Below are 24,206 nucleotides of genomic sequence, written 5' to 3' on the forward strand. Positions count from 1 at the left end.
CATTACGACATGAACCGCCGCAGCTTCATGAAATCCAGCGTGGCGGCTGTCGCCGCCGCATCGGCCGGGATGCAGCTGGCGCTGACGCCGGGAGCGAAGGCCGCCGCAAAGGTCGTCATCCAGTACGACTGGCTGATGTCCAACGGACAGATCGGCGACATCGCCGCCGTCGCCAACGGCTACTTCAAGGATGCCGGGCTCGAGGTGGAATTCAGCCCAGGCGGCCCGAACGCCTCGACCGTGCCGCCGGTGATATCGGGCGCAGCACAGCTCGGCCAGTTCTCCGAAACGCCGCAGCTGTTTGCAGCGCGCGCCAGCGGCGTGCCGGTGAAGATCATCGCCTGCGGTTTCCGCACCGGCCCCTATGCCTTCACGTCGAAGGCGGCAAACCCGATCCGTGGCATTGCCGACCTCAAGGGCAAGAAGATCGGCATCCAACCGACGGCGCGTTTCGTCATCGACGAGATCCTGGCCAAGAACGGCATGAGCGCGTCCGATGTCACCGTCATCAATGTCGGCTTCGACAAGGGACCGCTGGTGCGCGGCGATGTCGATGCCATCGGCGGCTGGATCACCAACACACAGGCGCTCAGCGTCGTCGGCGACGACCGCATCGATCTTCTGGTGCGCGACCTCGGCCTGAATTCCTACGCCGATGTCTATTTCGCCACCGACGCCGCGATCGAAAAAGATTCGGACACGCTGGCCAAGTTCATCGGCGCGGTCGCCAAGGGCTGGGGCTGGGTGCACGCCAACCCACAGGAGGCAGTGAAGAAAATGGTTGCCGCCTATCCCGAAATGGACCTCGGCTGGGAAGAAAAGACCGTCAACCTCGTGCTGAAGCTCTCCTTCGATGGCGCAACAGCCAAGGACGGCTGGGGCACCTTCGACCCGGCGTCAATCGAGGAGCAATTGGCGCTGCTCGACAAGGTCGGCCAGTTCCCGAATGGCCGGCCCGCGGCCGCCGACGTCCACACCACCAAGATCCTCGAACTTTCGGCTGCCGAGCGGCCGAAGCTCGACGCGCCCGCCGCCTGATGGCGAACGCGATCGAAACCAGCAGGCTGGATGTCGGCTATGGCAGCCGCCAGGCGGCCGTCGAAGTGCTTTCCGGCCTCGACCTCACCGTCGAGGCCGGCTCCTTCCTGTCGATCCTCGGACCGTCCGGCTGCGGCAAGTCGACCTTGCTTCGCGTGGTCGCCGACCTGCTCGATCCGCTCGGCGGCAAGATCAGCGTGCTCGGCGACACGCCGCACGCGGTGCGCTCGCGCCGCGATGTCGGTTTCGTCTTTCAGGATTCGACGCTTCTGCCGTGGCGTACCGTGCGCGAGAATGTGCGTCTGCCGCTTGGCGTCGGGCAAGGCAGCCTGACGCGCAAGATAGAAGACCGCAGCGACGAATTGCTGGAGCTCATGGGGCTTGCCGGCTTCGGTGAGCGTCTGCCGCACCAGCTGTCCGGCGGCCAGCGCCAGCGCGTGGCAATCGCACGCGCCTTGCTTGGTCAGCCCAAGCTGCTGCTGATGGACGAGCCGTTCGGCGCGCTCGACGAGATCACCCGCGACCGCCTCAACGACGAGCTTCTCAATCTGTGGCGGCGCACCGGCACGACGATCCTGTTCGTCACCCATTCGATCGCCGAAGCCGCCTATCTTGGTGAACGGGTGATCGTTCTCGCCGCCAATCCGGGACGGCTGGTCAAGGACCTGGACATGCGGCCGATCAAGCAGGACGGCAACCGCTGCTCGCGCGAAGACCCGGCGATCGTCGCCGCCATGGCCGAACTGCGCACCGCATTGGAGCGCGCATCGTGAGGCCGGCGCCACTCTCTCCGCAATTGGCGATGGCCCTGCCCGTCCTCGGCGCGGCCTCGCTGCTGGTTGCCTGGCAGTATCTTCTGCCCTTCCTCGGCGTTCCGACCTATATCGTGCCGACCCCGACGGCGATCTTCGGAACCTTCCAGAAGAATTTCGCTCTGCTCATGGACAATCTGAGGCCGACGCTGATCGAGGCGCTGGCCGGCTTCGTCATCGGCAACCTCGCCGCCGTGCTGCTCGCCGTCGTTTTCGTGCACAGCCGCATCCTGCAGGCCGCCTATTTCCCGATCGTGCTGTTCTTCAACACCATTCCGATCCTGGCGCTGTCGCCGATCATCATCCTGATCTTCGGGCTCGGCATGACGCCGAAGATCGTCATCGCGGCAGTGATCTGCTTCTTCCCGACGCTGGTGAACATGATTCGCGGCCTGGATTCACCCAGCGACAACGAGCACGAGCTGTTTCGGGTGCTGTCGGCGACGCGCTGGGAGATTTTTTGGGACCTGCGCCTGCCCCGCGCGCTGCCGATGTTGTTTTCCTCGCTCAGGATTGCTTCGGCGACANCGACAGCCGTGATCGGCGCCATCGTCGGCGAATGGATCGGCTCGGACAAGGGCCTCGGCGCGCTCATCATCCAGGCGAGCTTCAACTATCAGTCGGACCGGCTTTACGCGGCAATTGTGTTGTCGTCGTGCCTGTCGATCGCGGTGTTTTGCGTCGTGGTGATGGTCGAGCGCCGCGTCATCAAATACTGAAAAGGCGACCGTTTTGCCGGCTCGTGCAATCCGCACGAGCCGGTCCTTAGACCGCTTCCGTTAGTCTGCATTTTCCGGTTGCTTCGACAGAAAACGGGTCGCCGCCGAAACCAGGGTGGCCGCGCCAACCTTCAAGGCGGCCTCGTCGACGCGGAACCTGGCGTGGTGCAGCGGAAAGACAGATCCGGCTTCCTCGTTGCGGATTCCGAGCCGGAAGTAGACCGAAGGACGTTTCTCGCTGTAGTAGCCAAAGTCGTCCGCAACGGTCCATCCAGGCGTGTTGAGGACGTTGTCGGCGCCGATGCAGGCCTTGCCGCTGGCGACAATCAACTCGGCCATCTCGACATCGTTGACGACGCCCGGTTCACCCCTGTGGATATCGACCTCGACATGCGCCCCATGGCTTGCCGCCATCCCTTCGGCTATCGCGCGGACGCGGCGCCAGACCCGCTCGCGGGTTGCATCGCTGCCGCTGCGGATGGTGCCTTTCAGTGCGACCTTGCCGGCGGACACGTTGTAGGCGTTGCCGCCATTGATGGCCGTCACGGAAATCACCAGGGGGTCGTACGGATCGATCTCGCGCGAGACGATCTTCTGCAATTCCGTCACCAGGGAGCAGGCCACGGCCAGCGCATCGACAGTATGGACCCGCGCCGGTGCCGACGATGTCGACCGCAAGGCCAAAGCCCGCGACGTCACGAATGTCGGCAATTCCCTGCCCGGCCAGTATTTGCCTGAGATAAAGCTGCGTGTTCGCCTCGTGGTTGGACAGCTCCGGATTGCGGTGCAGATGGCGGCGGATCTCGATCATCCGATCGAGCATGCCGGCGTCGATTTCGACCGCGCCGGAAATCGCGCCACCGTCGGCCATGACCGATCCCTCAGGCTTTGACATGGATCTCCCGCGGGAACCTGGTCAGCGTCTCATGGCCGGTTTCGGTGACCAGGATGGTCTCGCTGATCTCGATACCCCAGCCGTCCATCCACATGCCGAGGATGGAATGAACGACGTTGCCGGGCTGAAGCACCGTCTTGTCACCCGGGCGGAGGCTGATCGTGTGTTCGCCCCAATCCGGCGGATAGGCGACGCCGATGGAATAGCCGATGCGCGACTCCTTCTTCAGCCCGTGGCGCTGGATGACCTTGCGCCATGCACCTTCGACCGCTTCGGCCGATGTTCCTGGCCGGACCGCATCGAGCACCGCGTCCATGCCCTCGATCACCGCCCTTGCCGTGTCCGCGACACGCGTCGGCGTCTTGCCAAGCTGCATCGTTCTCGCCAACCCGGCGGCATAGCGGCGGCAGACGCCGGCGAGTTCCAGGGCAATGGTCTCGTTGTCTCCGAACCGCCGGTCGCTCCACATGATGTGCGGGGCCGAGGCGTTCTCGCCGCCGAGGATTGTCGGCGGAAGGGCCGTGATGTCGCCGGCGAAATCCGGGCTGCCGGCGATCTGCGCCGCCTGGATGGAGGCAATCGCATCGCACTCGCGCACACCCGGCGCGATCACCTCGAAGGCCCGCGCCACCGCCGCTTCGGCCAGGGTCGACGCTTTGCGCAAATAGGCGATCTCGGGCGCCGATTTGACCGCACGGATCCAGTTCACCAGGAGATCGGCATCGTGCCATTTTGCATTGGGAAGACCGGCGACGAGCCGTGCATGCGCTTTCGGGGAGAAATAATAGGCTTCGAGTTCGATGCCGATATGCCTGATGCCCCAGCCCTTTGCCACGATCCAGCTGGCGATCCAGTCCATCGGATGGCGATCGACACGCTGGACATGATCTTCCGGGAAGCCGACCACGTTCTCGGGTTTCATCCAGGCCGTGAGAAGACCGCCGGCGGCATCCATGGCGCGCCCGATCCAGACCGGCTCGACGTCTTCCACGGGAACCAGCACCACCTGCGGCGTGTAGAACGACCAACCGTCATAGCCGGTGACATAGTGCTGGTTGGCAACGTCGTTGACGATCAGGAGCTCGAGACCGCGCTTGGCCATCTCGGCGCGGATCTTGCGAAGCCGCTGCTGGTACTCTTCGCGGGCAAACGGCAATTCGATCATCTTTGCTCCATGCTGTGTTGCGTCGCGGTTGCTTGGCCACCATTGAAGCGGTTCTCGCGATTGCGGCAATCGGCCAAGGGCGGCACCTGAACAGGTCCTAAACCCAGCAACGTCCATTCCAGCCCCTTTTTGCCCCCGGACTTTTTGCTGATTTATTTTTGAATTCCATTTGACTGAATAAATCTTTGATGCAAACTTGCGTCCATTGGGAGTGCAAGGCATGGCGTTGCGGGGGACCAATCAGGAATTCGGGCGGCCGTACAACCGGCGCATCGTGCTCGAGTCGATCCGCCGTAACGGCCCCATCGCCCGCGGCGATATCGCCCGGCATGTCGGGCTCACCGTGCAGACCGTATCGACCATCGTCCGCGAGTTGGAGGAACAGGGCTACATCTTGTCCCTGCGAGAGGAACCCAAGGGGCGCGGCCTGCCTCCGGCGACGCTGCGCATCAATCCAGAGGGCGGCTATGCGGTCGGCATCCATTTGACGCCGCTCGGGATAGATGCAGCACTAATCAATCTCAGCGGCGACGTGATCGAGAGTTCGCACCGCGAAGCGGCCAACGCGGCGCCCGATCATGCGTTCGATGAGATCGGCGGCATGGTCCGCGACCTGACGGGGAAGCGGGCCGGCGGCCGTGTCATCGGCATCGGCATGGCGCTTCCCGGACCGTTTGGCGTGGAGGCCATGAGCTTCGTCGGGCCGACGACGATGGCTGGCTGGAAGGACGTGGCGCTGCGCGAGCGGCTGACGGCCGCGACGGGACTGCCGGCGTTCTTCGAAAGCGACATGGCCGCCGCCGCGATGGGCGAACGCCTCTACGGCATCGGGGTCCACCATTCCGAATACTACTATCTCTATTTCGGCGTCGGGCTGGGAAGCGCCATGATGCATGACGGCAGCGTGATGCGCGGCGCCTGGGGAAATGCCGGCGAAATCGGCCACATTCCCGTCGTTCCCGGCGGCGAGCCCTGTCCTTGCGGCAACCGGGGCTGCCTCGAACGCTATCTTTCGCTCGAAGCACGGGGGCGCTGGGCCGGCAACGACGCCGATTGGGTGGCTGAGGTCGGACCGATCTTCCGCAATGCCATCGCCATCATCGAGAACNATCGTGCTCGGCGGGCTGGCGGAGCCGGACTTGCTGCAACGCCTGGCGGGCGCGGCAACGCCGCTGCTCAATTCGGTCTCGGCCCGCGGCGACCGCAAGGCGCCCCGCGTGGTCGTCGCGGGCGGCGGCCAGCAATCCGTGCTGCGCGGCGCCGCCGCCCTTGCCGTTTCAGGGGTGTTGTCGCCGCGCTTCGGGCAGATGTTCACGGCAGAGCGCGAGCGTGGCCGCGATCTCCTGGCGGCCAAGGAGATTGCCGCATGAGTGAACCTCTGCTGGTGCTCGACAACGTCACCAAGAACTATGGCGCGATCGAAGCGCTGAAGGGGATCAGCTTCTCGATCGGCAAGGGCGAGGTCGTGGCCCTGCTCGGCGACAACGGCGCCGGCAAATCGACACTGGTCAAGATCATAGCGGGCGGACTGGAGCCAACCTCGGGCCGCATGCTGTTCGAGGGCAAGGAGTTTCTCGCCAAATCGCCCGCCGAAGCCAAGGCCGCCGGCATCGAGACCGTCTACCAGGACCTGTCGCTGTGCACCAATGTCGACGTGGTGGCCAATTTCTTCATGGGCCGCGAGATCACCCGGAAGGTTCTCGGCATTCCCGTGCTCGACGAGCGCGCCATGGAGGCCGTCGTTGGGAAGGCCCTGGCGAGCGCCGGCACCCGCATTCCGTCTCTGCGCACCAATGTCGAGCACCTATCGGGCGGCCAGAGGCAAGCCATCGAGCTCAACCGGTTCGTGCACTGGGGTGGCAAGCTGGTGCTTCTGGACGAACCGTTCGCCGCCCTTGGCGTCGAGCAGACGCGGCGCGGCCTCGACATGATCCGCCAGGTGGCGAGCCAGGGCATCGGCGTCGTCATCATCACCCACATCATGCAGCAGGCCTTTCAGGTCGCCGACCGGATCGTAGTGATCCGGCAAGGTGTCGTGGCGGACGATGTCGCACGCAACAAAACAAGTCCCGATGCGGTGATCAACATGATCACCGGCGAGACGCTTGCCGGTGCCGGACCGGCGGGCTGAGGGACAAAGAGGGGTCCGGCTTAACAGGGAGCCAACAACATGAAGCGAGTACTTCTTGCTGTCTTCGGTATCCTGGCACTGGCCTTTGCCACGCTCACGCCGGCATTCGCCCAGTCCAAGGGGACCGTCTATTACATGGTGCCGACACTGCTCGACGAGTTCCAGACCGGCTCGGTGAGCGCGCTGGAGCTGTTCCTCAAGCAGGTCGGCTATGAAGTGAAAACGCTGAACGCCGACAACAAGACCGACGCGCAGCAATCGCAGATGAACGATGTCATCGCGCTGAAGCCGGCGGCCATCATCCTGGCCGCGGTCGACTTCAACGCATTGAAACCGTCCATCGAGGCGGCGCGTGCGGCCGGCATCCCGGTGGTCGAGTTCGACCGCCAGATCACCTCGACGCCTTCCGACTTCACATCGGTCGCCGGAACCGTCGAAATCGGCCATGTCGCGGCCGACCAGGCTGAAAAACTGCTGAAAGCCAAGAACGGCTCGGTGAAGGGCAAGGTGCTGCAGGTGCTGGGCGACCCCGGCGATCCCTATACGCTCGATATCCAGAAGGGCTTCGAGGAGAAGATGAAGGCGTTTCCGGACGTCAAGATCATCTCGCTTCCAGCCATGCAGTGGGAGGCCAGCAACGCCGGCACAATCGTCGCCGACCAGATGCTGGCCAACCCCGACATCGACCTGATCTTCAGCCATGCCGCGCACCTGTCGGTCGCCGCCGTCGCCTCGCTCGAGGCCGCCGGCAAGAAACCGGGCGACGTCATGCTGATGAGCTCGAACGGCGCTCCGGTCGGCCTCGACCTGATCCGCAAGGGCTGGCTCAACGTCGAAGTCGAGCAGCCGCTCTACGCACAGGCCGCGGCGGTTGCCATGTTCATGGACAAGGTGGTCAAGAAGGAGGAGATCAAGCCTGGCGACTATGACGTGCTTGGCCTGAAATCGGTCGTCACCAAGGAAAGCTGGGGCCCGAACATCAAGATCCCGGGTGCGGCCATCACCAAGGAAAACGTCGACAACCCGGCCTTCTGGGGCAACCAGAAGCCGCCGACGGACACGGTCAAATCAGTCGAATAGGCATCTCGCCTGAAACGCTCCGGGCCCTCTCGGCCCGGAGCCAATCCTTCGCAATTCCAATCCGCGCGTCGTCCGAAAATCGAACTGATTTTCGGAGGCATGCGCCAGCCGGATCAGCCCATGAACCCCCGCACCCGCCATGCCTTGGAGTTCGTCCTCGACAACCTCGTCTGGTTCATGCTGCTGTTCGTGCTGGTGGTGTTCTCCATCTTCATCCCGAACTATTTCCAGCTCGGCATCTTCGCCAACATCATCGAGGCTTCGAGCGTGCTCGGGGTCATGTCGATCGGCCTGGCGCTGGTCATCATCGCCGGCCACATGGACCTGTCGGTCGAATCCGTCGCCGCGCTCAGCGCCATGGCGGTCGGTATCCTGTTCTGCTCGTCAGGCATTGGCATGGGCGTGCAACTGCATCCGGAATGGCTGATGGTGCCGGTGTCGCTGCTGCTGGCGCTGGCCGTCGGCGGCCTCATCGGCGCCTTCAACGGTTATCTGGTGGTCAAGGTGAAGATGAGCGCCTTCATCATCACGCTGGCGTCCTACATCTGGGTGCGCGGCCTGGTGCTGGTCATTTCGGGCGGCCGCTCGGCGCAGGACCTGGCGCCGGCCATTCGCTGGTTCGGCATCCAACGGCTGGCCGGCCTGCCGCTCACCGCCTGGATCGCCATCGCCTGTTTCGTCGTCTTCTCGCTGATCATGGCCAAGACGCCGTTCGGCCGACACCTGGTGATGATCGGCGGCAACGAGACGGCGACCTTCCGCGCCGGCATCCGGGTCAACCGCAACCTGGTCATCGCCTTCGTGCTCGCCGGCGCCATAGCCGGCCTTGCCGGCTGGCTGCTGGCGATCCGCACCTCGGGCGCCACCGCCAATCTCGGCGTCGGCCTGCTGTTCAACGCCTTTGCCGCGGTTGTCATCGGCGGTGTCAGCCTGAAGGGCGGCGTCGGCACCCTGCCCGGCGTCTATGCCGGCGTGCTTCTGCTCTCGGCCATCAACACGGCGATCAATTTGATGGGGCTGCCCGCCAATTTCACCCAGGTCATCCATGGCCTGCTGGTGTTGGCTGCCGTGCTGCTCGACGCCTTCAAGCAAACCATTCGCCAAAGACTCGCATGACAGGACGATTCGCATGACAGGAAGGCGGGCATGACCGGACGACTGAAAGACAAGGTGGCGCTGATCATCGGCAGCGCGCGCGGCATCGGCAAGGGGATCGCGCAGCGTTTCGCCGAGGAAGGCGCAAGGCTGGTGCTCGCCGATACCGAGGCGGCGGCCGGCCAAGCGACCGCCAGCGAACTCGGCGTGCCCTTCATCCGCACCGATATCTCGCGGATGAGCGACGCCGAGGCCGCGGTGGCTCTGGCGCTGAAGCAGCACGGCCGCCTTGACATCATCGTGCAGAATGCCGGCATCTATCCCTGGCAATTGATCGAGAACACGAGCGCCGACGACTGGGACCGCGTCATGGCCGTCAATCTGCGCGGCACCTTCAATGCCAGCCGCGCCGCACTGGTGCCGATGAAGGCGCAGCATTTTGGCCGCATGCTCTACACCTCCTCCATAACAGGTCCGCACGTGACCAGCCCCGGCCACGGCCACTATTCGGCCAGCAAGGCCGGCATCAACGGCTTCATCCGGGCGGCGGCGCTGGAATTCTCCGGCTACGGCATCACCGTCAACGGCGTCGAGCCCGGCAACATCCTGACCGAAGCCATCCAGCAGCATCGCGGCGCCGCCTACATCAAGAACATGGAGGATTCCATCCCGCTCGGCCGGCTCGGCAGCCCGCGCGACGTCGCCAACGCCTTCCTGTTCCTGGCTTCGGACGACGCCAGCTATATCACCGGCACGACCATCGTCGTCGATGGCGGGCAATTGCTGCCCGAGGGCAATGATTTTCGGATGGTGCCGCCGTGACCCCTCAGGTGCGAAATCGCGCCGACGAGGCGTGAGGAAGCTCGCACCGGTGGCCCGCAACCCCCTGATCGATGAAAAACCCGCCACGGGAGCGACCCGTGACGGGTTTTTGGAGTGGCTACATCCCGGAGGAATCGACCGCTTGTAGGTGTATTGTGAACTGCCTGATCGTATTAGCCTATGGTGCGATCGCGGAAGACAATGGTGCCGCACGCTGCTGTGTGTGAACAGGAGGCCGACATGAGAATTAGGACAACGACCCATAACCATCCCGGCGAAGCTGGCGTCATCCTGCTCAACCAGCTGTCCAAAACCTGATCGTGGCGACTGATATTCGCGACGGCACCACGACGCTGTTCGGGACGGCTACCCTGCAAGTGAACTATGCCGGCTCGTACGATATCCGGGTCGAACTCACGCCAGCGGAACTCACGCAAGTCTACCAGATATTGGTCAAAAACCTGCTTGAGGAAATCCAGGACCTGAAAAGCGCTCAAAATCCTTGACGCTGGCGACCGACCCTCCAGCGGACATATATGCCGGTCAATCTCGTTGCAGTTCGCGCTGCTGACATCGACGCAGCGGTGAAGGGACTATGTGACCGGAATGGTGGGCGATGACGGGCTCGAACCGCCGACATCTTCGGTGTAAACGAAGCGCTCTACCAACTGAGCTAATCGCCCGCTCCGGGCCGGACCTTTAAGCGGTCGGGACCGGCTTCGCAAGGCCAAATGAAAAGGCGATGCCCTGTTCGCGGGCCGGATTTGCCAACAAAACGCCGGCTGTCAAAAAACCTTCTCCAGTTTGCTGTTATGATGGTTTGGTGCGCTTGACACCCGGTGGCGAACCCCTTATCCAGCGCCCCAACGACGAACACGGCTGACACGTGCTCGTCAATGCGCGGGTGTAGCTCAGTTGGTTAGAGTGCCGGCCTGTCACGCCGGAGGTCGCGGGTTCGAGCCCCGTCACTCGCGCCATTTCTCTCAAGGGTTTCAAACTCTTGGCACAGGGAAATGCCGACATGAATTGTCAAGGTCCACTTTCAGAAATGAAGTGTCGAGGCGCGGTCAGTGATCGCTCCCCGTACCAATCGTACACGGCCGACGGTCTTCACAGCCGGCTTCAAAAAACGAACATGCATACGCGACGGTGTGGCAAACGGGAGGCCACTCCAAAATGCTGAAAAGCAGCTCTTGAAACCGTAGAGCCGTGTTTGGTCTTGCGGATCCCGCTTGCGGATTTGCACACTCCATTCATTTCGCAGTCAGCGGAGCTGCACAGATATGCTGCCGAAACGGCATGGAGGACTTACAGTGTCAATCGCACGAAACATTCCTATACGCACGATATTCACGCTCATTTACCTGGGTGCCGTAACGATGGCCGCCACCGCCCTTTTCCCAGCGACCGCGTCGGCCGACCGGCTGCAGCAGTGCGCGCGCGAGGGCGGCATCTGCCGTCTGCCGTACCCTGCCGAGGTGGTGTACGGCGCCCGGGGCCGCACGACCTCGCGTTATATCGAGCGAAACGCAGTGCCCTGTTCAAATCGCGTTTTTGGCGACCCAGCACCAGGCAGGCCAAAGTCGTGTTTCATCGTCATGCGCGACCGGGACCAGTCGGATGACGATTACGACGCGCCGCGCCGCGAGAGCTGGGCGGTCTGTGCCGATGAAGGTGAGTTCTGCGACTTCGATGGCCGCAAAGTGGTCAGGTACGGAGCGCGCGGCCGATTCACGCAGGACGTGTTCCGCAACGGTGTCCAATGCGACAACGATGCATTCGGCGATCCCGCGCCTGATCAGAGAAAGCGCTGCTACATCAAGCAGTAACTGGTCAGACGATCGCCCACGAGACATCCAAGGCGCATCGCGTTGAAGCGGGTTCGTGCGATGCGCTTTGGGTCCTTAGTTTCTATGCATGCCGTTCTACCAAAACCGAGGTCCCAAAACCGAGGTCATTGTTTGGGCATGCATTAGGCAGGAACAGCCTGATGGTTCGGTCGGCCCGCGAACCTCAATTATCTCAACCCTTCGCCAGCAGCGCCTCGACCTCCTGCAGCGTCGGCATCGATGGCGCCGTGCCTGGACGCGTAACGGAAATGCCGGCGACGGCGCAGGCGAAGCGCACAGCCTCCAGCGGCTCCACGCCTCGCGACAGGGCCGCGGCGAAGCCGCCATTGAAGGCGTCCCCTGCTCCCGTGGTTTCGACCACCGGGCCTGCGCTGATGACGGGAACATGCTCCGAGCGATCTTTCGCGTGCAGCAGCGCGCCCTTGTCGCCGAGCGTGACGATGACCGTGCCGACGCCCTTTTCGAGCAATCTGTCCGCGGCGGCCCGCGCTTCATCGACCGAAGAGACCTTCATGCCGGTTAATTCCTCCGTCTCGGTCTCATTGGGCGTGAGATAGTCGCAGAGCGTGTAGATGCGGTCGGGAAGCTTGGCCGCCGGAGCCGGGTTGAGGATGGTCGTCACCCCTGCCCCGCGCGCGATCTCCAATGCCCGCATCGCCGCATCGATCGGCTGTTCGAGCTGGGTGACGAAGACGCCGGCGGCGCGGATCAGGTCCGCGCTGGCCTCGATGTCCGCCGGCGAGATCAGCATGGCGGCGCCCGGGCTGACGATAATGGCGTTGTTGCCGCTTCCCTCCTCGACGAAGATGTAGGCGGCGCCCGTATAGCTGTCCGGCGTGTCGATGACGGCGCTTTTCACACCTGCCTGCGCCCAGGTCTGCTTCGCCATGTCAGCGAAAGGATCAACGCCAAGGCGGCTCAGAAACGTGACGTCGGCGCCGAGCTTACCGGCGGCCACCGCCTGGTTGGACCCCTTGCCGCCAGGTCCGAGCTTGAACGAATTGCCGAGAATCGTCTCGCCCATGCGCGGCTGGCGATCGGCGCGATAGGCGGTGTCGGCAACGAAGACCCCCAATATGACCACAGGCTTCATGACGACCGGCTTGCCCGAGGCCATGCCGCTACTCCGCGTCCGGCGGCACGACGCCCTTGCGGAAGGCAAAGCAGCCATAGAAGCGGCGCTCGCCCGTCTGGATGACGCAATAAGCCTGCTTGGCGCGCTCATAGAAGGCATAGCGCTCGACGGAGATCATCGGCCAGGCCTTGCCCTCGGCTTTGTCGATCTCCTTTTGCACTTCCGTCTGCACCGGCGGGATCTCGTCGGGCTTGCCGACGATTTCCATGCGCGCGGCCGAGTCGTCGACGAACGTATCGAGCGGGTAAAGCGACAGCACCGCCTTGACCACCTCTGCGGCCGGCGCGTCGATGCGCAGGGGCTTGCCATGCACGGTCTGCTTCGCCACCGAAGCGGCCGGAAAATTGGTGTCGGCGATGATCAGGTCATCGCCATGTCCCATCGCCCGCAACGCCTGGAGCACGTCGGCATTGAGCAACGGATGGATCCCTTTGAGCATGATGGTCCTCGTGAAGTCCGTTTGAGATCAGAGACGCCGAGATTTAGAGACGCTTGCCTGTCTCGGCGTCGAACAGGTGGACATGGTCGAGCCTTGGCCGCAGCTTGAGCGTGTCGCCGGGTTTGAAGTCGTGGCGCTCGCGAAACAGCGCCACCATCTCGCCATCGCCGAAGCGCAGGAAAACCAGCGTCTCCGAGCCGGTCGGCTCGACCACCGAAATCTTCGCCGGCACGCCATCGGGATGGATTTCGAGATGTTCCGGTCGTACGCCGTAAACGACGGCCTGACCGTCCTGTACGGCATTGTTGGGGGCGATCGGGAACAGCGTTCCGGCTATGTCGACGCCGCCCTTGCGCACGACCCCCTTGAGCAGGTTCATCGAAGGCGAGCCGATGAAGCCGGCAACGAAGAGGTTCGCCGGCCGGTCGAACAATTCCAGCGGCGCGCCGACCTGCTCGATGCGGCCGTCGCGCATGACGACGATCTTGTCGGCCATGGTCATGGCCTCGATCTGGTCGTGGGTGACGTAGATGGTGGTGGTCTTCAGCCGCTGGTGCAGTTCCTTGATCTCGGTGCGCATCTGCACGCGCAGCTTGGCGTCGAGGTTCGAGAGCGGCTCGTCGAACAGGAACACCTGCGGATTGCGCACGATGGCGCGGCCCATGGCCACGCGCTGGCGCTGCCCGCCCGAGAGCTGCCGTGGGTAGCGTTTCAGATAAGGGTTGAGGTCGAGGATGTCGGCGGCGCGCTTGACCCGCTCGGCGACCACGGCCGGGTCGGTCTTCCGCAGCTTCAAGGCAAAGGCCATGTTCTGCTCCACCGTCTTGTGCGGATAGAGCGCGTAGTTCTGGAACACCATGGCGATGTCGCGCTTGGCCGGCGGCAGGTGATTAACGACGCGGTCGCCGATGGCGATCGTGCCGCCCGAGACGGTCTCCAGCCCGGCCACCATCCTGAGCAGCGTCGACTTGCCGCAACCCGAAGGGCCGACCAGCACCACGAATTGGCCATCGGCGATATCGACGCTGACTTCGTGCAGAACCTTGACGGTTCCGAAGGCCTTGGCCACTTTGCTGATTGCGACTTGAGCCATGTCTCCCCCATCGGCTCCACCAGCCGTAGGCGCAGAAGCTAACCAACGCGACCTGTCAGGGCAAGTCGGTCCCTTATAGATAAAAACCCGATCTCGTTGACACGCCATCGCGTTGCGAGAATAGTGATGGTCGCCAATTCCGAATGCCGGACCTTTGACCCGGAAGACGGAGCTCCAGGCGGACACTGGGTGGGGTCTCAGGTCCCTGTTTTATCGAGGAGAACCGTCGACGTTCCGGCGTCCGAGAGAAGTTGGCATTTCAATCACGGCTGTTGTTCTGGGAGGAATGGTACATGAGAGTCGATCTTTACGAAAAACTGACCCGTGCCGGCGCTACAAGGCGCGACATATTGAAGGGCGCGGCCAGCATGGCGGCTATCGCGGCGGCATCCGGCGCGGGGCTCGGCGCCCTGACGCGCCCTGCTTCCGCGGCAAGCGAGCTGCGCAAGCAAATCCTGCAGATTCCCGGCGTTGGCAAAGGCCAGCCGACCGATGCCGACTTCCAGAAGGTCGGCGAGCTCTGCCTCGAAGCGACCAAGGCCAATGTCAAGGAAGGTGAGTTCGCCGGCGTCGAGCTGACCTTCATGGGCCTCAACAACCAGAACCTGCACAATGTGCTGTTCCGCGGCTTCCTGAAGCCGTGGGAGGCCTATACCGGCGCCAAGATCAGCTGGATCGACCTGGCGCAGGCCGACTACAATGCCCGGCTGCAGCAGTCGATCGCCACCGGCACCGTCGACTTCGACATCATCGAGATGGGCGCGCCGTTCGAAGGCGATGTGTGCGGCAAGGGCCTGACCTCCGAGATGCCCGACTGGGTCAAGACGCAGATCGATTTCGACGATCTCGTCAACTATCTGAAGCCGCCGGTCGGCACCTGGAACGGCAAGCAGTACCGCGTGACCGTCGACGGCGACGCGCACAACTTCAACTACCGCACCGACGTGTTCGCCGATGCCGATCTCGCCAAGGCCTGGAAGGATGGCGGCGGCGAAGGCGAATGGGGCGTGCCGAAGACCTGGCAGCAGGTGCAGGCCGTGACCAAGTTCCTCAAGGGCAAGAAGCTCAAGGACCAGGACGTCTACGGCTATCTCGACGCGCCAAAGCCGTGGGGCGGCTTCGGCTTCTACTTCCTCGGCAGCCGCGCCACCGCCTATGCCAAGCATCCCGACGACAAGGCCTGGCTGTTCGACGCCGACACGATGAAGCCGCGCGTCAACAACCCGGCCTGGGTGCGCGCCATCCAGGACGTCATCGACGCGCTGCCGTCCGAACCCGCCGACCAGATCAACGCCGATCCCAACACCACAGCCTTCCAGCAGTTCCTGGCGGGTACCGGGTCGATGGTCACCTGGTGGGGCGACGTCGGCTCCAACGTCAAGACCAACGATTCCTCGGTCATCGGCGACGTCACCGGCTTCTCGATCTTGCCGGGCTCGGACGACGTCTACAATTCGAAGACCGGCAAGTGGGACAAGCTCGCCAGCGGGCCGAACTACGCGCCGAACTGCGCCTATCTCGGCTGGGGCGTCTATGTCATGGCCCGCGTTGATGCCGACGAGAAGAAGAAGAAGGCGGCATGGTCCGCGGCCGCCCATCTCGGCGGCAAGGACCTGTCGATCTGGACGGCCATGTACCCGTCGGGCTTCCAGCCTTACCGCAACTCGCATTTCGACATTCCCGAGTGGGTGGCGGCCGGCTATGACGAGGCCTTCATCACCTCGTATCTCAAGTCGGAGGGCGACAGCTACAACCACCCGAATGCGGCGATCGAGCCGCGTATCCCCGGCATCTTCCAGTACTATTCCGCCGCCGAGGATATTTTGGCCAACACCTTCGCCGGCAAGATAAAGGCGCAGGAAGGCGCGGACGCCATTGCAGCGGCCTGGGAGAAGCTGACCGACCAGATCGGCCGCGACAACCAGATCAAGCTCTACAAGGCCTCGCTCGGCATGTAGGCTAGCCTATGAACCGTGGTCCGGCGGCAACGCCGGATCACTTTAGACCGGGCTCCGGCTCATCCAGGGGCCTTCCAAACGGGCGAGATTTGTGACCGACCAGACTTCGACCGCAAACCAGTGGCCGGCAGATGCCGGCGCTTACGATCTGATTTCCCCGGCCCGCAAACGGCTTGGCTGGGCGCTGATGGCTGCGGCGACGCTAGGCCTGCTGGCGATCATCGTGCTCGAGATCCTGTACAAGACCGAGGCCGGCACCGTCGGCTTCGAGACCTGGCGCCCGGTCGTCTATGCCTATGTGCTGTGGGGCGTGGCGCTCGGCGTCGGCCAGGTGCTGACGCGCGGCGAGGACGGCCAGCGCGCGCTGTTCCTGCTGCCGGCGCTGCTGTTCACCATCGCCATGGTGATCTTCCCGACGCTGTTCGGTTTCTACATCGCGCTGACGGACTGGAACCTGAGTTCGTTCTCGGGCCGCAAGTTCAACGGGCTCGACAATTTCTGGCAGATGCTGGGCGATCCCTACTACCGCAACGCGCTGTTCAACATGGTGCTCTACGTGCTGGCGGTGCTGGTCGAATATGTCATTGCCTTCGGGCTCGCCCTTCTGCTCAACGCACAGATCCGGGCGCGAAAATTCTTCCGCGTCGTCTTCCTGATGCCGCTGATGCTATCGCCGGTCGCCGTCTCCTGGATGATCGGCAAATCGCTGATGGAGTACCGGTTCGGCCCGGCGGCGACGCTGGCGCGCCATCTCGGCTGGGAAAATCCCGCCTTCTTTTCCGACCCGATCATCGCGCGCATCTCGATCATGCTGCTCGATGCCTGGACCTTCATTCCGTTCATGATGATCATGCTGCTGGCCGGACTGCAGGCCATGTCGCGCGAGGTGCTGGAGGCGGCCCGCGTCGACGGCGCCAATGCGTGGCAGACCTTCTGGCAGGTCACCTTCCCGCTCATGCTGCCGGTTTCGGTGACCGCCGTCATCCTGCGCATCATCTTCAAGCTGAAGCTTGCCGACATCATCATCACCGTGACGTCCGGAGGCCCGGGCGGCGCGACCGATTCCGTCTCCAGCTTCATCTACCGCGAATACCGCGACCGCTCGAATGTCGGCTACGGCACCATGCTGGCGATGGCCTATCTCGTGATCATCGTAGTATTCGTGACCTGGCTGTTGAAGATCGCCAACCGCTTCGTGCGCAACGTGAACTAGAGCGGCCGGATCATGAGCGTTCAGACAACCGAATACACCGTTTCCGAAATCCGCTCTCCGGCGAGCTTCATCACCAGCCGTGTCTTCATCTACGGCGCGCTTGTCTTCTGGGCCTTCATCTGCCTGTTCCCGATCTACTGGACGATAACGACCTCGTTCAAATCGGCGGTCGACGTCACGCAGGGACATCTGATCCCCTTCGTCGATTTCTGGCCGGACTGGAAGGGCTGGCGATCGCTCGGCCTGTCGCCGGATTCGATCTTCCAGACCTCCACCGTGCGCGACGAGTTCTTCAAGCGCTTCATGAACTCGGTCATCACCTCGGTCGGCGCGTCGAGCCTCGCCATTGTCATCGGCAGCCTCGCCGCCTACGGCCTGACGCGCTACCGCTACAAATTCGCCTGGTTCAAGAACGAGGACATCTCCTTCTTCTTCCTGTCGCAGCTGATCCTGCCGCCGGTGGTGCTCGCCCTGCCCTTCCTGGTGCTCTACCGGGAAGTCGGCATGCTCGACACCCGCATCGGGCTGATCCTGCTCTACACGCTGATGGTGCTGCCCATCGTCATCTGGATCATGCGCGACCAGTTCAATTCCATTCCCGTCGAGCTCGAGGAAGCAGCGCTCGTCGACGGGCTGTCGATCTGGGGCGCTTTTTTCCGTATCGTCATGCCGATCGCGCTGCCGGGCATGGTCGCCGCCTTCATCCTGGCGATGGTGCTGTGCTGGAACGAGTATTTCTTCGCCGCGCTTTTGACCTCGACCGATGCCAAGACCATTCCCGTCATGGTGGCGAGCCAGACCGGCTCGCAAGGCATCAACTGGTGGTCGATGGCAGCGCTTGCCACCGCGGCGATTGCGCCGCTGGCGGTCATCGGGATTGCGCTCGAACGCTATCTGATCATGGGCATGACCGCGGGGGCCGTGAAGTAGTGGTTCCCTTCTCCCCTTGCGGGAGAAGGTGGATCGGCGCGCAGCGCCGAGACGGATGAGGGGTGTTCCAGCGGAGTGAGACGTTGNGAAGGTGGATCGGCGCGCAGCGCCGAGACGGATGAGGGGTGTTCCAGCGGAGTGAGACGTTGGTGTTCCCTGGAGCACCCCTCATCCGACCGAGCTTCGCTCGGCCACCTTCTCCCGCAAGGGGAGAAGGAAAGAGCCGCCTAAGCCGACAATATTGCCCGCAGGTGGTCCATAATCATCGCGACACCCGTCTGCCCCAGTTCAGCCGAGGCTTCGGGCGCGCTTGCCGTGTACCAGCCGGTATTGTCGGCGAAATGGGCGGCATCGACAGCTTCCGGACATAAGGCCAGCATCAGCGATGTCTCGCCGATGCCGGCGTGGTCGAACGGGTACTTGCCGTTCATGGCCGCCGGCATCAGCGGATGCACCTGCACCCAGTTGAAGAAGTTTTCACCCTCGGCGTGTCCAGCATAGTAGTCAGCCATCGCTGGAGAGCCCCACCAGCCCTCGCCGCGCTGCTTTTCGAGGAAACGGAAGATCGCCTGACGGCCGGCGGTCTTGAAGGCGAGATCGGTCGGCATGCCGGCGGCGAAATTCTCCGTCTGGTGGTGGACGATGGCGTGGATGTTGCGGAAGCCGATGCGCAGCAGGCCGTAGAACAGCTCTTCCGCGAACGGCGCCAGTCGATTGCCGCCGACCTGCACCGAGCCGGTGCCTTCCGGCGGCGCCACCGCGTAGCTCGCGGCGCCGTAATAGAAGGGCGGCAGGATGACGACCTCCCTCTCCTTCTCGAACAGTTCCAGTGTCTTGACGACGGCCAGCGTGTCCATGCCTACAGCCATGTGCTCGCCATGGTATTCGAGCACGCCAAGCGGCAGCGCGACCGGCCAATTCTCAGCGATCGCCGTGCGGATCTGGTGCGGCAGCATCAGTTCATAGCGCATGATCTATTCCATGTTGGTGTGGCGGGCGCGCATGGCTTCAGGCGACGCACCGGTCAGGGATTTGAGCTTCAGCACCATCACTTCGAACAGCAGGAACAGCGCTCCTTCGAACACCGAGCCCATTGGCAGCACCGATGTCTTCTGCGCGCCCTGATCGTTGGCCATGGTCTGTGCGGGAATGAGCAGCGTGAAATCGGCGCGCTTTGCAGCGCTGCTTTCGGCCTGGGCAGTCAGCAGAAGGTTGGTCGCGCCGGCGGCGTGCGCAACCTGCATCAAAGTCAGCACGGTCGTGGTTTCTCCGGGCCCGGAGCTGGCCAGGAAGACGTCGCCCGGCCCCAGAGGCGGCGTGTTCATGTCGCCGACCACGGAAACCGGCAGGCCGAGATGATAGAGCCGCATGGCAAAGCCCTTGACCTGCAAGGCCTCGCGGCCGCAGCCGTAGACGACGATCTGCCCGGCATCAGCCAGCATCTCGCAGGCGGCATCGATCCGGCTCTCGTCGACGCGCTCCAGCACGCCGCCGAGTTCGGCAAGCGCGGTCTTGAACAGGTTTTCGTTCCGGTCGCTCACGGCAAACCCGCCCTCGAAATCATCCTGCGATTTTCCCACGAACAGCTTGATTTCGTTCATGCTAGCAACCGCGAAAATGCGTGTCCAACGCCGCGCGGCGCTTTTGCCTGATCACAGGCATGATAATGTCATGTCAGACAAATCAACTCACAAATCAATCCGGGACACTGCAGGACATGAAGACACGGCATTTCGACCGCATCGGCAATGGCGGCATCACTTTTACCGAGCTCGGCTTCGGCACCGCGCCGCTCGGCAATCTCTACCGCGCCGTTTCGGACGAGGATGCCAATGCCACGCTCGAAGCGGCCTGGGGGACCGGCTGCCGCTACTACGACACCGCGCCGCTCTACGGGCTTGGCCTGTCGGAAACACGCCTCAACCCGTTCCTGCGCGGCAGGAAGCGCGACGACTATGTGCTGTCGAGCAAGGTCGGCCGCATCATGCGCGCCTGCCCGCCGGAGCAACGCACGGGCATCGGCAAGTTCTTCGATACGCCGTCGCGGCGCGAGGTGTATGATTACAGTTATGACGGCGTCATGCGCTCGTTCGAGGCCTCGCTGGAGCGTCTCGGCGTCGACCGTATCGATATCCTCTTCGTGCACGATGTCGACATCTTCACCCATGGCAGCAAGGAAGCGTCCGACCAGCGCATCGAGGAGTTCATGCGCTCGGGCTATTACGGGCTGCTGTCATTGCGTGACCAAGGCGTGATCAAGGCGTTCGGCGGCGGCATCAATGAATGGCAGGTTGCCCAGACGCTGGCCGAGCGCGGCGATTTCGACCTGTTCCTGCTTGCCGGGCGCTACACGCTGCTGGAACAGGAGGCGCTGACGTCTTTCCTGCCGCTCTGCCAGAAGCGCGGCATCGGCATCGTTCTCGGCGGCCCCTACAATTCCGGCATCTTGGCAACCGGGCCGAAGCCGGGCGCCTACTACAATTACTCCGAGGCCCCCAAGGACATCCTTGAGCGGGTCGCGGGCATCGAGAGCGTCTGCAAGCGCCATGGCGTCAGGCTGATCGAGGCGGCGCTGCAGTTCCCGCTGCTGCATCCGTCGGTCGTCTCGGTGATCCCCGGCGGCCAGCGGCCGAGCGAAGTGGAGAGCAACCGGTCGCTGCTCGACGCCAAGCTGCCCGCGGCCCTGTGGGCCGACCTCAAGAAGGAAGGCCTGATGCGCACCGAGGCGCCGACCGCATAGGCCGGGGCGGCCCTCGCGGTCGACCGCACAAAAACGAAAAGCCGGGCGGGCCCGGCTTTTCTGGTCTCTGAAAAAGAAAAAACGCTTAGTTGACTGCGTCCTTGAGGCCCTTGCCGGCCGAGAACTTCGGCACGGTGCGTGCCGGGATCTTCACTTCGGCGCCGGTCTGAGGGTTGCGGCCGGTCGAAGCCGCACGCTTTGACACGGTGAAATTGCCAAAGCCGACAAGCCGGACATCGCCGCCCTTCTTCAGTTCGCCGGTGATCACGGAAAATACCGCATCGACCGCCGACTGCGCGTCACCCTTCGAAATGCTCGCGGCGTCGGCAACAGCGGACACTAGTTCGTTCTTGTTCATAAAAATTCCCTTCCATGAGAACACCGGAACTAACGACTCATCCGGCAGGAAACGGACTTTAGAAAGAAGCGCTTCCGCAACCAAGTCGAAAAGGCAGGGAAAAACCGAAAAAAGCCCGGAATTCCGGGGTTTTTCACATGAAAAAGCCGGGCGCGAGGCCCGGCTCTTCTGTTTGTGCGCTGCAACTTTAGCAATTACTAATGTGCAAGCGACTTTCCGGCATCGTCGGTGGTGTCCGTCGTTGCCGGCGGATTGACCGGTTCGACCCACTCGATCGGCTCCGGCATACGCACCAGCGCATGGCGCAACACCTCGCCGACCCGCGAGACCGGAATGATTTCCATGCCGTTCTTCACGTTGTCCGGTATATCCGCCAGATCCTTGGCGTTGTCTTCCGGGATCAGCACCTTCTTGATGCCGCCGCGCAGTGCGGCGAGCAGCTTCTCCTTGAGGCCGCCGATCGGCAAGATGCGGCCGCGAAGCGTTATCTCGCCAGTCATCGCCACATCAGCCCGGACCGGAATACCCGTCAGCACCGACACAATGGCAGTCGCCATCGCAGCACCCGCGGACGGGCCGTCCTTCGGCGTGGCGCCTTCCGGCAAGTGGACGTGGATGTCGCGCTTGTCGAACAGCGGCGGCTCGATGCCGAAATCGAGCGCGCGCGAGCGGACATAGGAGGCCGCCGCCGAGATCGATTCCTTCATCACGTCGCGCAGATTGCCGGTCACCGTCATGCGGCCCTTGCCGGGCATCATGACGCCTTCGACCGTCAGCAGCTCGCCGCCGACTTCCGTCCAGGCAAGCCCGGTAACGACGCCGACCTGATCGTCAGCCTCGACCTGGCCGAAGCGGAAGCGCTGGACACCAAGGTAATCGGCGAGGTTCGCCGCCGTAATGGTCACCGTCTTCTTCTTCGTCTTCAGGATCTCGGTCACCGCCTTGCGCCCGAGCTTCATCAGCTCGCGCTCCAGGCTCCTGACGCCCGCTTCGCGGGTGTAGGTCTGGATGATGGCGCGGATCGCGTCCTCGCCGACGGAGAACTCCTTCGGCTGCAGCGCATGATCGCGCACCACCTTCGGCATCAGGTGCCGCTTGGCGATCTCGATCTTCTCGTCCTCGGTATAGCCGGCGATACGGATGATCTCCATGCGGTCCATCAAGGGCGCAGGGATGTTCAGCGTATTGGCCGTCGTCACGAACATCACGCTCGACAGGTCGTACTCGACCTCGAGGTAATGGTCCATAAACGTCGAGTTCTGCTCGGGATCGAGCACCTCGAGCAGCGCCGACGACGGATCGCCCCGGAAGTCCTGGCCCATCTTGTCGATCTCGTCGAGCAGGAAGAGCGGGTTGGACTTCTTCGCCTTCTTCATCGACTGGATGACCTTGCCGGGCATCGAGCCGATATAGGTGCGCCGGTGGCCACGGATCTCGGCTTCGTCACGCACGCCGCCCAGCGCCATGCGGATGAATTCGCGACCGGTCGCCTTGGCGATCGACTTGCCGAGCGAGGTCTTGCCGACGCCGGGAGGGCCGACGAGGCACAGGATCGGCCCCTTCAGCTTCTTTTGGCGGCTTTGCACGGCAAGGTACTCGACGATGCGGTCCTTCACCTTGTCGAGGCCGAAGTGATCGGTATCAAGCACGTTCTGCGCGTAAGCCAAATCCTGCTTGACCTTGGAGTTCTTGCCCCACGGGATCGACAGCAGCCAATCGAGATAGTTGCGCACGACGGTGGATTCCGCCGACATCGGCGACATCGTCCGCAGCTTCTTCAATTCGGCTTCCGCCTTCTCGCGGGCCTCCTTGGAGAGCTTGGTCTTCTTGATGCGCGCCTCGATTTCGGCGGCCTCGTCGCGGCCGTCCTCGCCTTCGCCGAGCTCCTTCTGGATCGCCTTCATCTGCTCGTTGAGGTAGTATTCGCGCTGCGTCTTCTCCATCTGGCGCTTGACGCGCGAGCGGATGCGCTTCTCCACCTGCAGGACGGAGATTTCGGCTTCCATGAAGCCCATCGCCTTTTCCAGCCGCTCCTTGACCGAGAGCGTGGCCAGCATTTCCTGCTTCTCGGGGATCTTGATGGCGAGATGCGAGGCAACGGTGTCGGCGAGCTTGGAATAGTCGTCGATCTGGCTGGCAGCGCCCACCACTTCAGGCGAGATCTTCTTGTTCAGCTTGACGTAGTTCTCGAAGTCGGTGACGACCGAACGCGCCAGCGCCTCGACCTCGACCTCTTCCTCTTCCGGCTCGACCAGCGCCGTGGCGCGGGCCTCGTGGAAGTCGGGACGGTCGGTGAAGGAGACGATTTTCGCGCGCGAGGCGCCCTCGACCAGAACCTTGACGGTGCCGTCGGGCAGCTTCAGCAATTGCAGCACATTGGCGAGCGTGCCGATATCGAAGATGGCATCGGGCTCGGGATCGTCATCGGCGGCATTCATCTGGGTGGCAAGCAGGATCTGCTTTTCCTGCCCCATCACCTCTTCCAGCGCCTTGATCGATTTCTCACGCCCGACAAAGAGCGGAACGATCATGTGCGGGAACACCACGATGTCGCGCAGTGGCAGGACTGCGAAGACGCCGTCGCTGGGAGCCTTGGATATTTTGGCCATTGTCCAACCTTTCATGTCGCGGCCGCTAATTGAGCCAACCGCGAATCTTATATTAACGACCGGGGATCGTTCCGCCTACCACCGTTTGTGACGGGAGTTTTACAGCACAGAAATCGGGCACCTC

General features: G+C 63.0%; 23 protein-coding genes, 2 tRNA genes and 1 pseudogene. 16 read left to right on the forward strand and 10 right to left on the reverse strand.

Annotated features, from left to right (window positions below):
• The first annotated feature begins 9 nt into the window (after positions 1 to 9).
• From X741_RS162305 to X741_RS162295, 3 genes are read left to right on the forward strand one after another with little or no spacing between them, the layout of a single operon-like run.
• On the forward strand, positions 10 to 1,038 hold the full coding sequence (locus X741_RS162305; protein ID WP_023776311.1) for an ABC transporter substrate-binding protein: 1,029 nt from the start codon (positions 10 to 12) through the stop codon (positions 1,036 to 1,038).
• Complete coding sequence (locus X741_RS162300; RefSeq protein WP_023776312.1) at positions 1,038 to 1,811, forward strand: ABC transporter ATP-binding protein; 774 nt, start codon at positions 1,038 to 1,040, stop codon at positions 1,809 to 1,811. Before X741_RS162305 ends, X741_RS162300 begins: the two co-directional genes overlap by 1 nt.
• A complete protein-coding gene (locus X741_RS162295; RefSeq protein WP_023776313.1) occupies positions 1,808 to 2,569 on the forward strand; it encodes an ABC transporter permease in 762 nt (253 codons plus the stop codon). The genes X741_RS162300 and X741_RS162295 overlap by 4 nt, the downstream gene beginning before the upstream one ends.
• 60 nt (positions 2,570 to 2,629) lie before the next feature.
• Here X741_RS162295 and X741_RS1000000167370 read toward each other — a convergent pair whose 3' ends face one another.
• Entirely contained in the window at positions 2,630 to 3,193 is a 564-nt protein-coding gene (locus X741_RS1000000167370) for a M20/M25/M40 family metallo-hydrolase (protein ID WP_348625668.1), read from the reverse strand.
• On the opposite strand from X741_RS1000000167370, the gene X741_RS1000000170730 reads away from it, so the two are divergent.
• Entirely contained in the window at positions 3,105 to 3,461 is a 357-nt protein-coding gene (locus X741_RS1000000170730; RefSeq protein ID WP_245272646.1) for a hypothetical protein, read from the forward strand. The genes X741_RS1000000167370 and X741_RS1000000170730 overlap by 89 nt on opposite strands.
• Here X741_RS1000000170730 and X741_RS162290 read toward each other — a convergent pair.
• Positions 3,451 to 4,629 carry a M24 family metallopeptidase gene (locus X741_RS162290; protein WP_023776314.1) on the reverse strand — a complete coding sequence of 393 codons (1,179 nt, stop codon included), beginning with the start codon at positions 4,627 to 4,629 and terminating at the stop codon, positions 3,451 to 3,453. The genes X741_RS1000000170730 and X741_RS162290 overlap by 11 nt on opposite strands.
• A 220-nt stretch (positions 4,630 to 4,849) precedes the next feature.
• Here X741_RS162290 and X741_RS01000000166195 point away from each other — a divergent pair.
• The 6 genes and pseudogenes from X741_RS01000000166195 to X741_RS162265 all read left to right on the forward strand — a co-directional run bounded on the left by X741_RS01000000166195 (position 4,850) and on the right by X741_RS162265 (position 10,263).
• Positions 4,850 to 5,999: pseudogene (locus tag X741_RS01000000166195) on the forward strand (ROK family transcriptional regulator).
• Entirely contained in the window at positions 5,996 to 6,760 is a 765-nt protein-coding gene (locus X741_RS162285; protein WP_023776315.1) for an ATP-binding cassette domain-containing protein, read from the forward strand. The pseudogene X741_RS01000000166195 and the gene X741_RS162285 overlap by 4 nt, the downstream one beginning before the upstream one ends.
• Positions 6,761 to 6,799: 39 nt before the next feature.
• On the forward strand, positions 6,800 to 7,840 hold the full coding sequence (locus tag X741_RS162280; protein ID WP_013895921.1) for a sugar ABC transporter substrate-binding protein: 1,041 nt from the start codon (positions 6,800 to 6,802) through the stop codon (positions 7,838 to 7,840).
• A gap of 120 nt (positions 7,841 to 7,960) precedes the next feature.
• Positions 7,961 to 8,956, forward strand: a complete 996-nt coding sequence (locus tag X741_RS162275; RefSeq protein ID WP_031249742.1) for an ABC transporter permease — start codon at positions 7,961 to 7,963, stop codon at positions 8,954 to 8,956.
• Positions 8,957 to 8,986: 30 nt separating this feature from the next.
• A complete protein-coding gene (locus X741_RS162270) occupies positions 8,987 to 9,757 on the forward strand; it encodes an SDR family oxidoreductase (RefSeq protein ID WP_023776317.1) in 771 nt (256 codons plus the stop codon).
• A gap of 320 nt (positions 9,758 to 10,077) precedes the next feature.
• Positions 10,078 to 10,263, forward strand: a complete 186-nt coding sequence (locus tag X741_RS162265; RefSeq protein ID WP_023776318.1) for a hypothetical protein — start codon at positions 10,078 to 10,080, stop codon at positions 10,261 to 10,263.
• Between the two features lie 101 nt (positions 10,264 to 10,364).
• Here the strand turns inward: X741_RS162265 and X741_RS162260 are convergent.
• Positions 10,365 to 10,440: transfer RNA gene (locus X741_RS162260), tRNA-Val, on the reverse strand.
• A 217-nt stretch (positions 10,441 to 10,657) separates the two neighbouring features.
• Between X741_RS162260 and X741_RS162255 the strand changes: the two genes are divergently transcribed.
• A tRNA-Asp gene (locus X741_RS162255) sits at positions 10,658 to 10,734 on the forward strand.
• A gap of 306 nt (positions 10,735 to 11,040) precedes the next feature.
• Positions 11,041 to 11,586, forward strand: coding sequence for a hypothetical protein (locus X741_RS162250; RefSeq protein WP_031249744.1), 546 nt, complete (start codon positions 11,041 to 11,043; stop codon positions 11,584 to 11,586).
• Positions 11,587 to 11,779: 193 nt separating this feature from the next.
• Here the strand turns inward: X741_RS162250 and rbsK are convergent, their stop codons facing one another.
• The 3 genes from rbsK to ugpC are packed head-to-tail and all read right to left on the reverse strand — an operon-like array spanning position 11,780 to position 14,274.
• Positions 11,780 to 12,724 (reverse strand): ribokinase, encoded by a 945-nt coding sequence (gene rbsK / locus X741_RS162245; protein ID WP_023776320.1) that lies wholly within the window; start codon positions 12,722 to 12,724, stop codon positions 11,780 to 11,782.
• A gap of 4 nt (positions 12,725 to 12,728) precedes the next feature.
• Positions 12,729 to 13,181 (reverse strand): RbsD/FucU family protein, encoded by a 453-nt coding sequence (locus tag X741_RS162240; RefSeq protein ID WP_023776321.1) that lies wholly within the window; start codon positions 13,179 to 13,181, stop codon positions 12,729 to 12,731.
• A 43-nt stretch (positions 13,182 to 13,224) separates the two neighbouring features.
• Positions 13,225 to 14,274 (reverse strand): sn-glycerol-3-phosphate ABC transporter ATP-binding protein UgpC, encoded by a 1,050-nt coding sequence (gene ugpC, locus X741_RS162235; protein WP_023776322.1) that lies wholly within the window; start codon positions 14,272 to 14,274, stop codon positions 13,225 to 13,227.
• Between the two features lie 293 nt (positions 14,275 to 14,567).
• Here ugpC and X741_RS162230 point away from each other — a divergent pair, with 293 nt between their 5' ends.
• The 3 genes from X741_RS162230 to X741_RS162220 all read left to right on the forward strand — a co-directional run bounded on the left by X741_RS162230 (position 14,568) and on the right by X741_RS162220 (position 18,375).
• A complete protein-coding gene (locus X741_RS162230) occupies positions 14,568 to 16,232 on the forward strand; it encodes a sugar ABC transporter substrate-binding protein (RefSeq protein WP_023776323.1) in 1,665 nt (554 codons plus the stop codon).
• Positions 16,233 to 16,323: 91 nt separating this feature from the next.
• On the forward strand, positions 16,324 to 17,445 hold the full coding sequence (locus tag X741_RS162225; RefSeq protein WP_023764124.1) for a sugar ABC transporter permease: 1,122 nt from the start codon (positions 16,324 to 16,326) through the stop codon (positions 17,443 to 17,445).
• 12 nt (positions 17,446 to 17,457) lie between these two features.
• On the forward strand, positions 17,458 to 18,375 hold the full coding sequence (locus X741_RS162220; RefSeq protein ID WP_023776324.1) for a carbohydrate ABC transporter permease: 918 nt from the start codon (positions 17,458 to 17,460) through the stop codon (positions 18,373 to 18,375).
• A gap of 227 nt (positions 18,376 to 18,602) precedes the next feature.
• On the opposite strand, the gene X741_RS162215 is transcribed toward X741_RS162220, so the two are convergent.
• Both X741_RS162215 and X741_RS162210 read right to left on the reverse strand, forming a co-directional pair.
• Positions 18,603 to 19,346, reverse strand: coding sequence for a creatininase family protein (locus tag X741_RS162215; RefSeq protein ID WP_023776325.1), 744 nt, complete (start codon positions 19,344 to 19,346; stop codon positions 18,603 to 18,605).
• A 3-nt stretch (positions 19,347 to 19,349) separates the two neighbouring features.
• Complete coding sequence (locus X741_RS162210; protein ID WP_245272644.1) at positions 19,350 to 19,976, reverse strand: SIS domain-containing protein; 627 nt, start codon at positions 19,974 to 19,976, stop codon at positions 19,350 to 19,352.
• A 116-nt stretch (positions 19,977 to 20,092) separates the two neighbouring features.
• Between X741_RS162210 and X741_RS162205 the strand changes: the two genes are divergently transcribed.
• Positions 20,093 to 21,115 (forward strand): aldo/keto reductase, encoded by a 1,023-nt coding sequence (locus X741_RS162205; RefSeq protein ID WP_023764120.1) that lies wholly within the window; start codon positions 20,093 to 20,095, stop codon positions 21,113 to 21,115.
• Between the two features lie 85 nt (positions 21,116 to 21,200).
• Here the strand turns inward: X741_RS162205 and X741_RS162200 are convergent, their stop codons facing one another.
• The gene (locus tag X741_RS162200) at positions 21,201 to 21,473 is read right to left on the reverse strand and encodes an HU family DNA-binding protein (protein ID WP_006201846.1); all 273 of its coding nucleotides are present in this window, start codon (positions 21,471 to 21,473) and stop codon (positions 21,201 to 21,203) included.
• Positions 21,474 to 21,670: 197 nt separating this feature from the next.
• Positions 21,671 to 24,082: an endopeptidase La gene (gene lon, locus X741_RS162195; RefSeq protein WP_013895938.1), complete on the reverse strand. Its 2,412-nt coding sequence runs from the start codon at positions 24,080 to 24,082 to the stop codon at positions 21,671 to 21,673.
• Positions 24,083 to 24,206 lie beyond the last annotated feature (124 nt).

The sequence above is a fragment of the Mesorhizobium sp. LNHC221B00 genome (assembly GCF_000502935.1).
GTDB classification, from domain to species: Bacteria; Pseudomonadota; Alphaproteobacteria; order Rhizobiales; family Rhizobiaceae; genus Mesorhizobium; species Mesorhizobium opportunistum.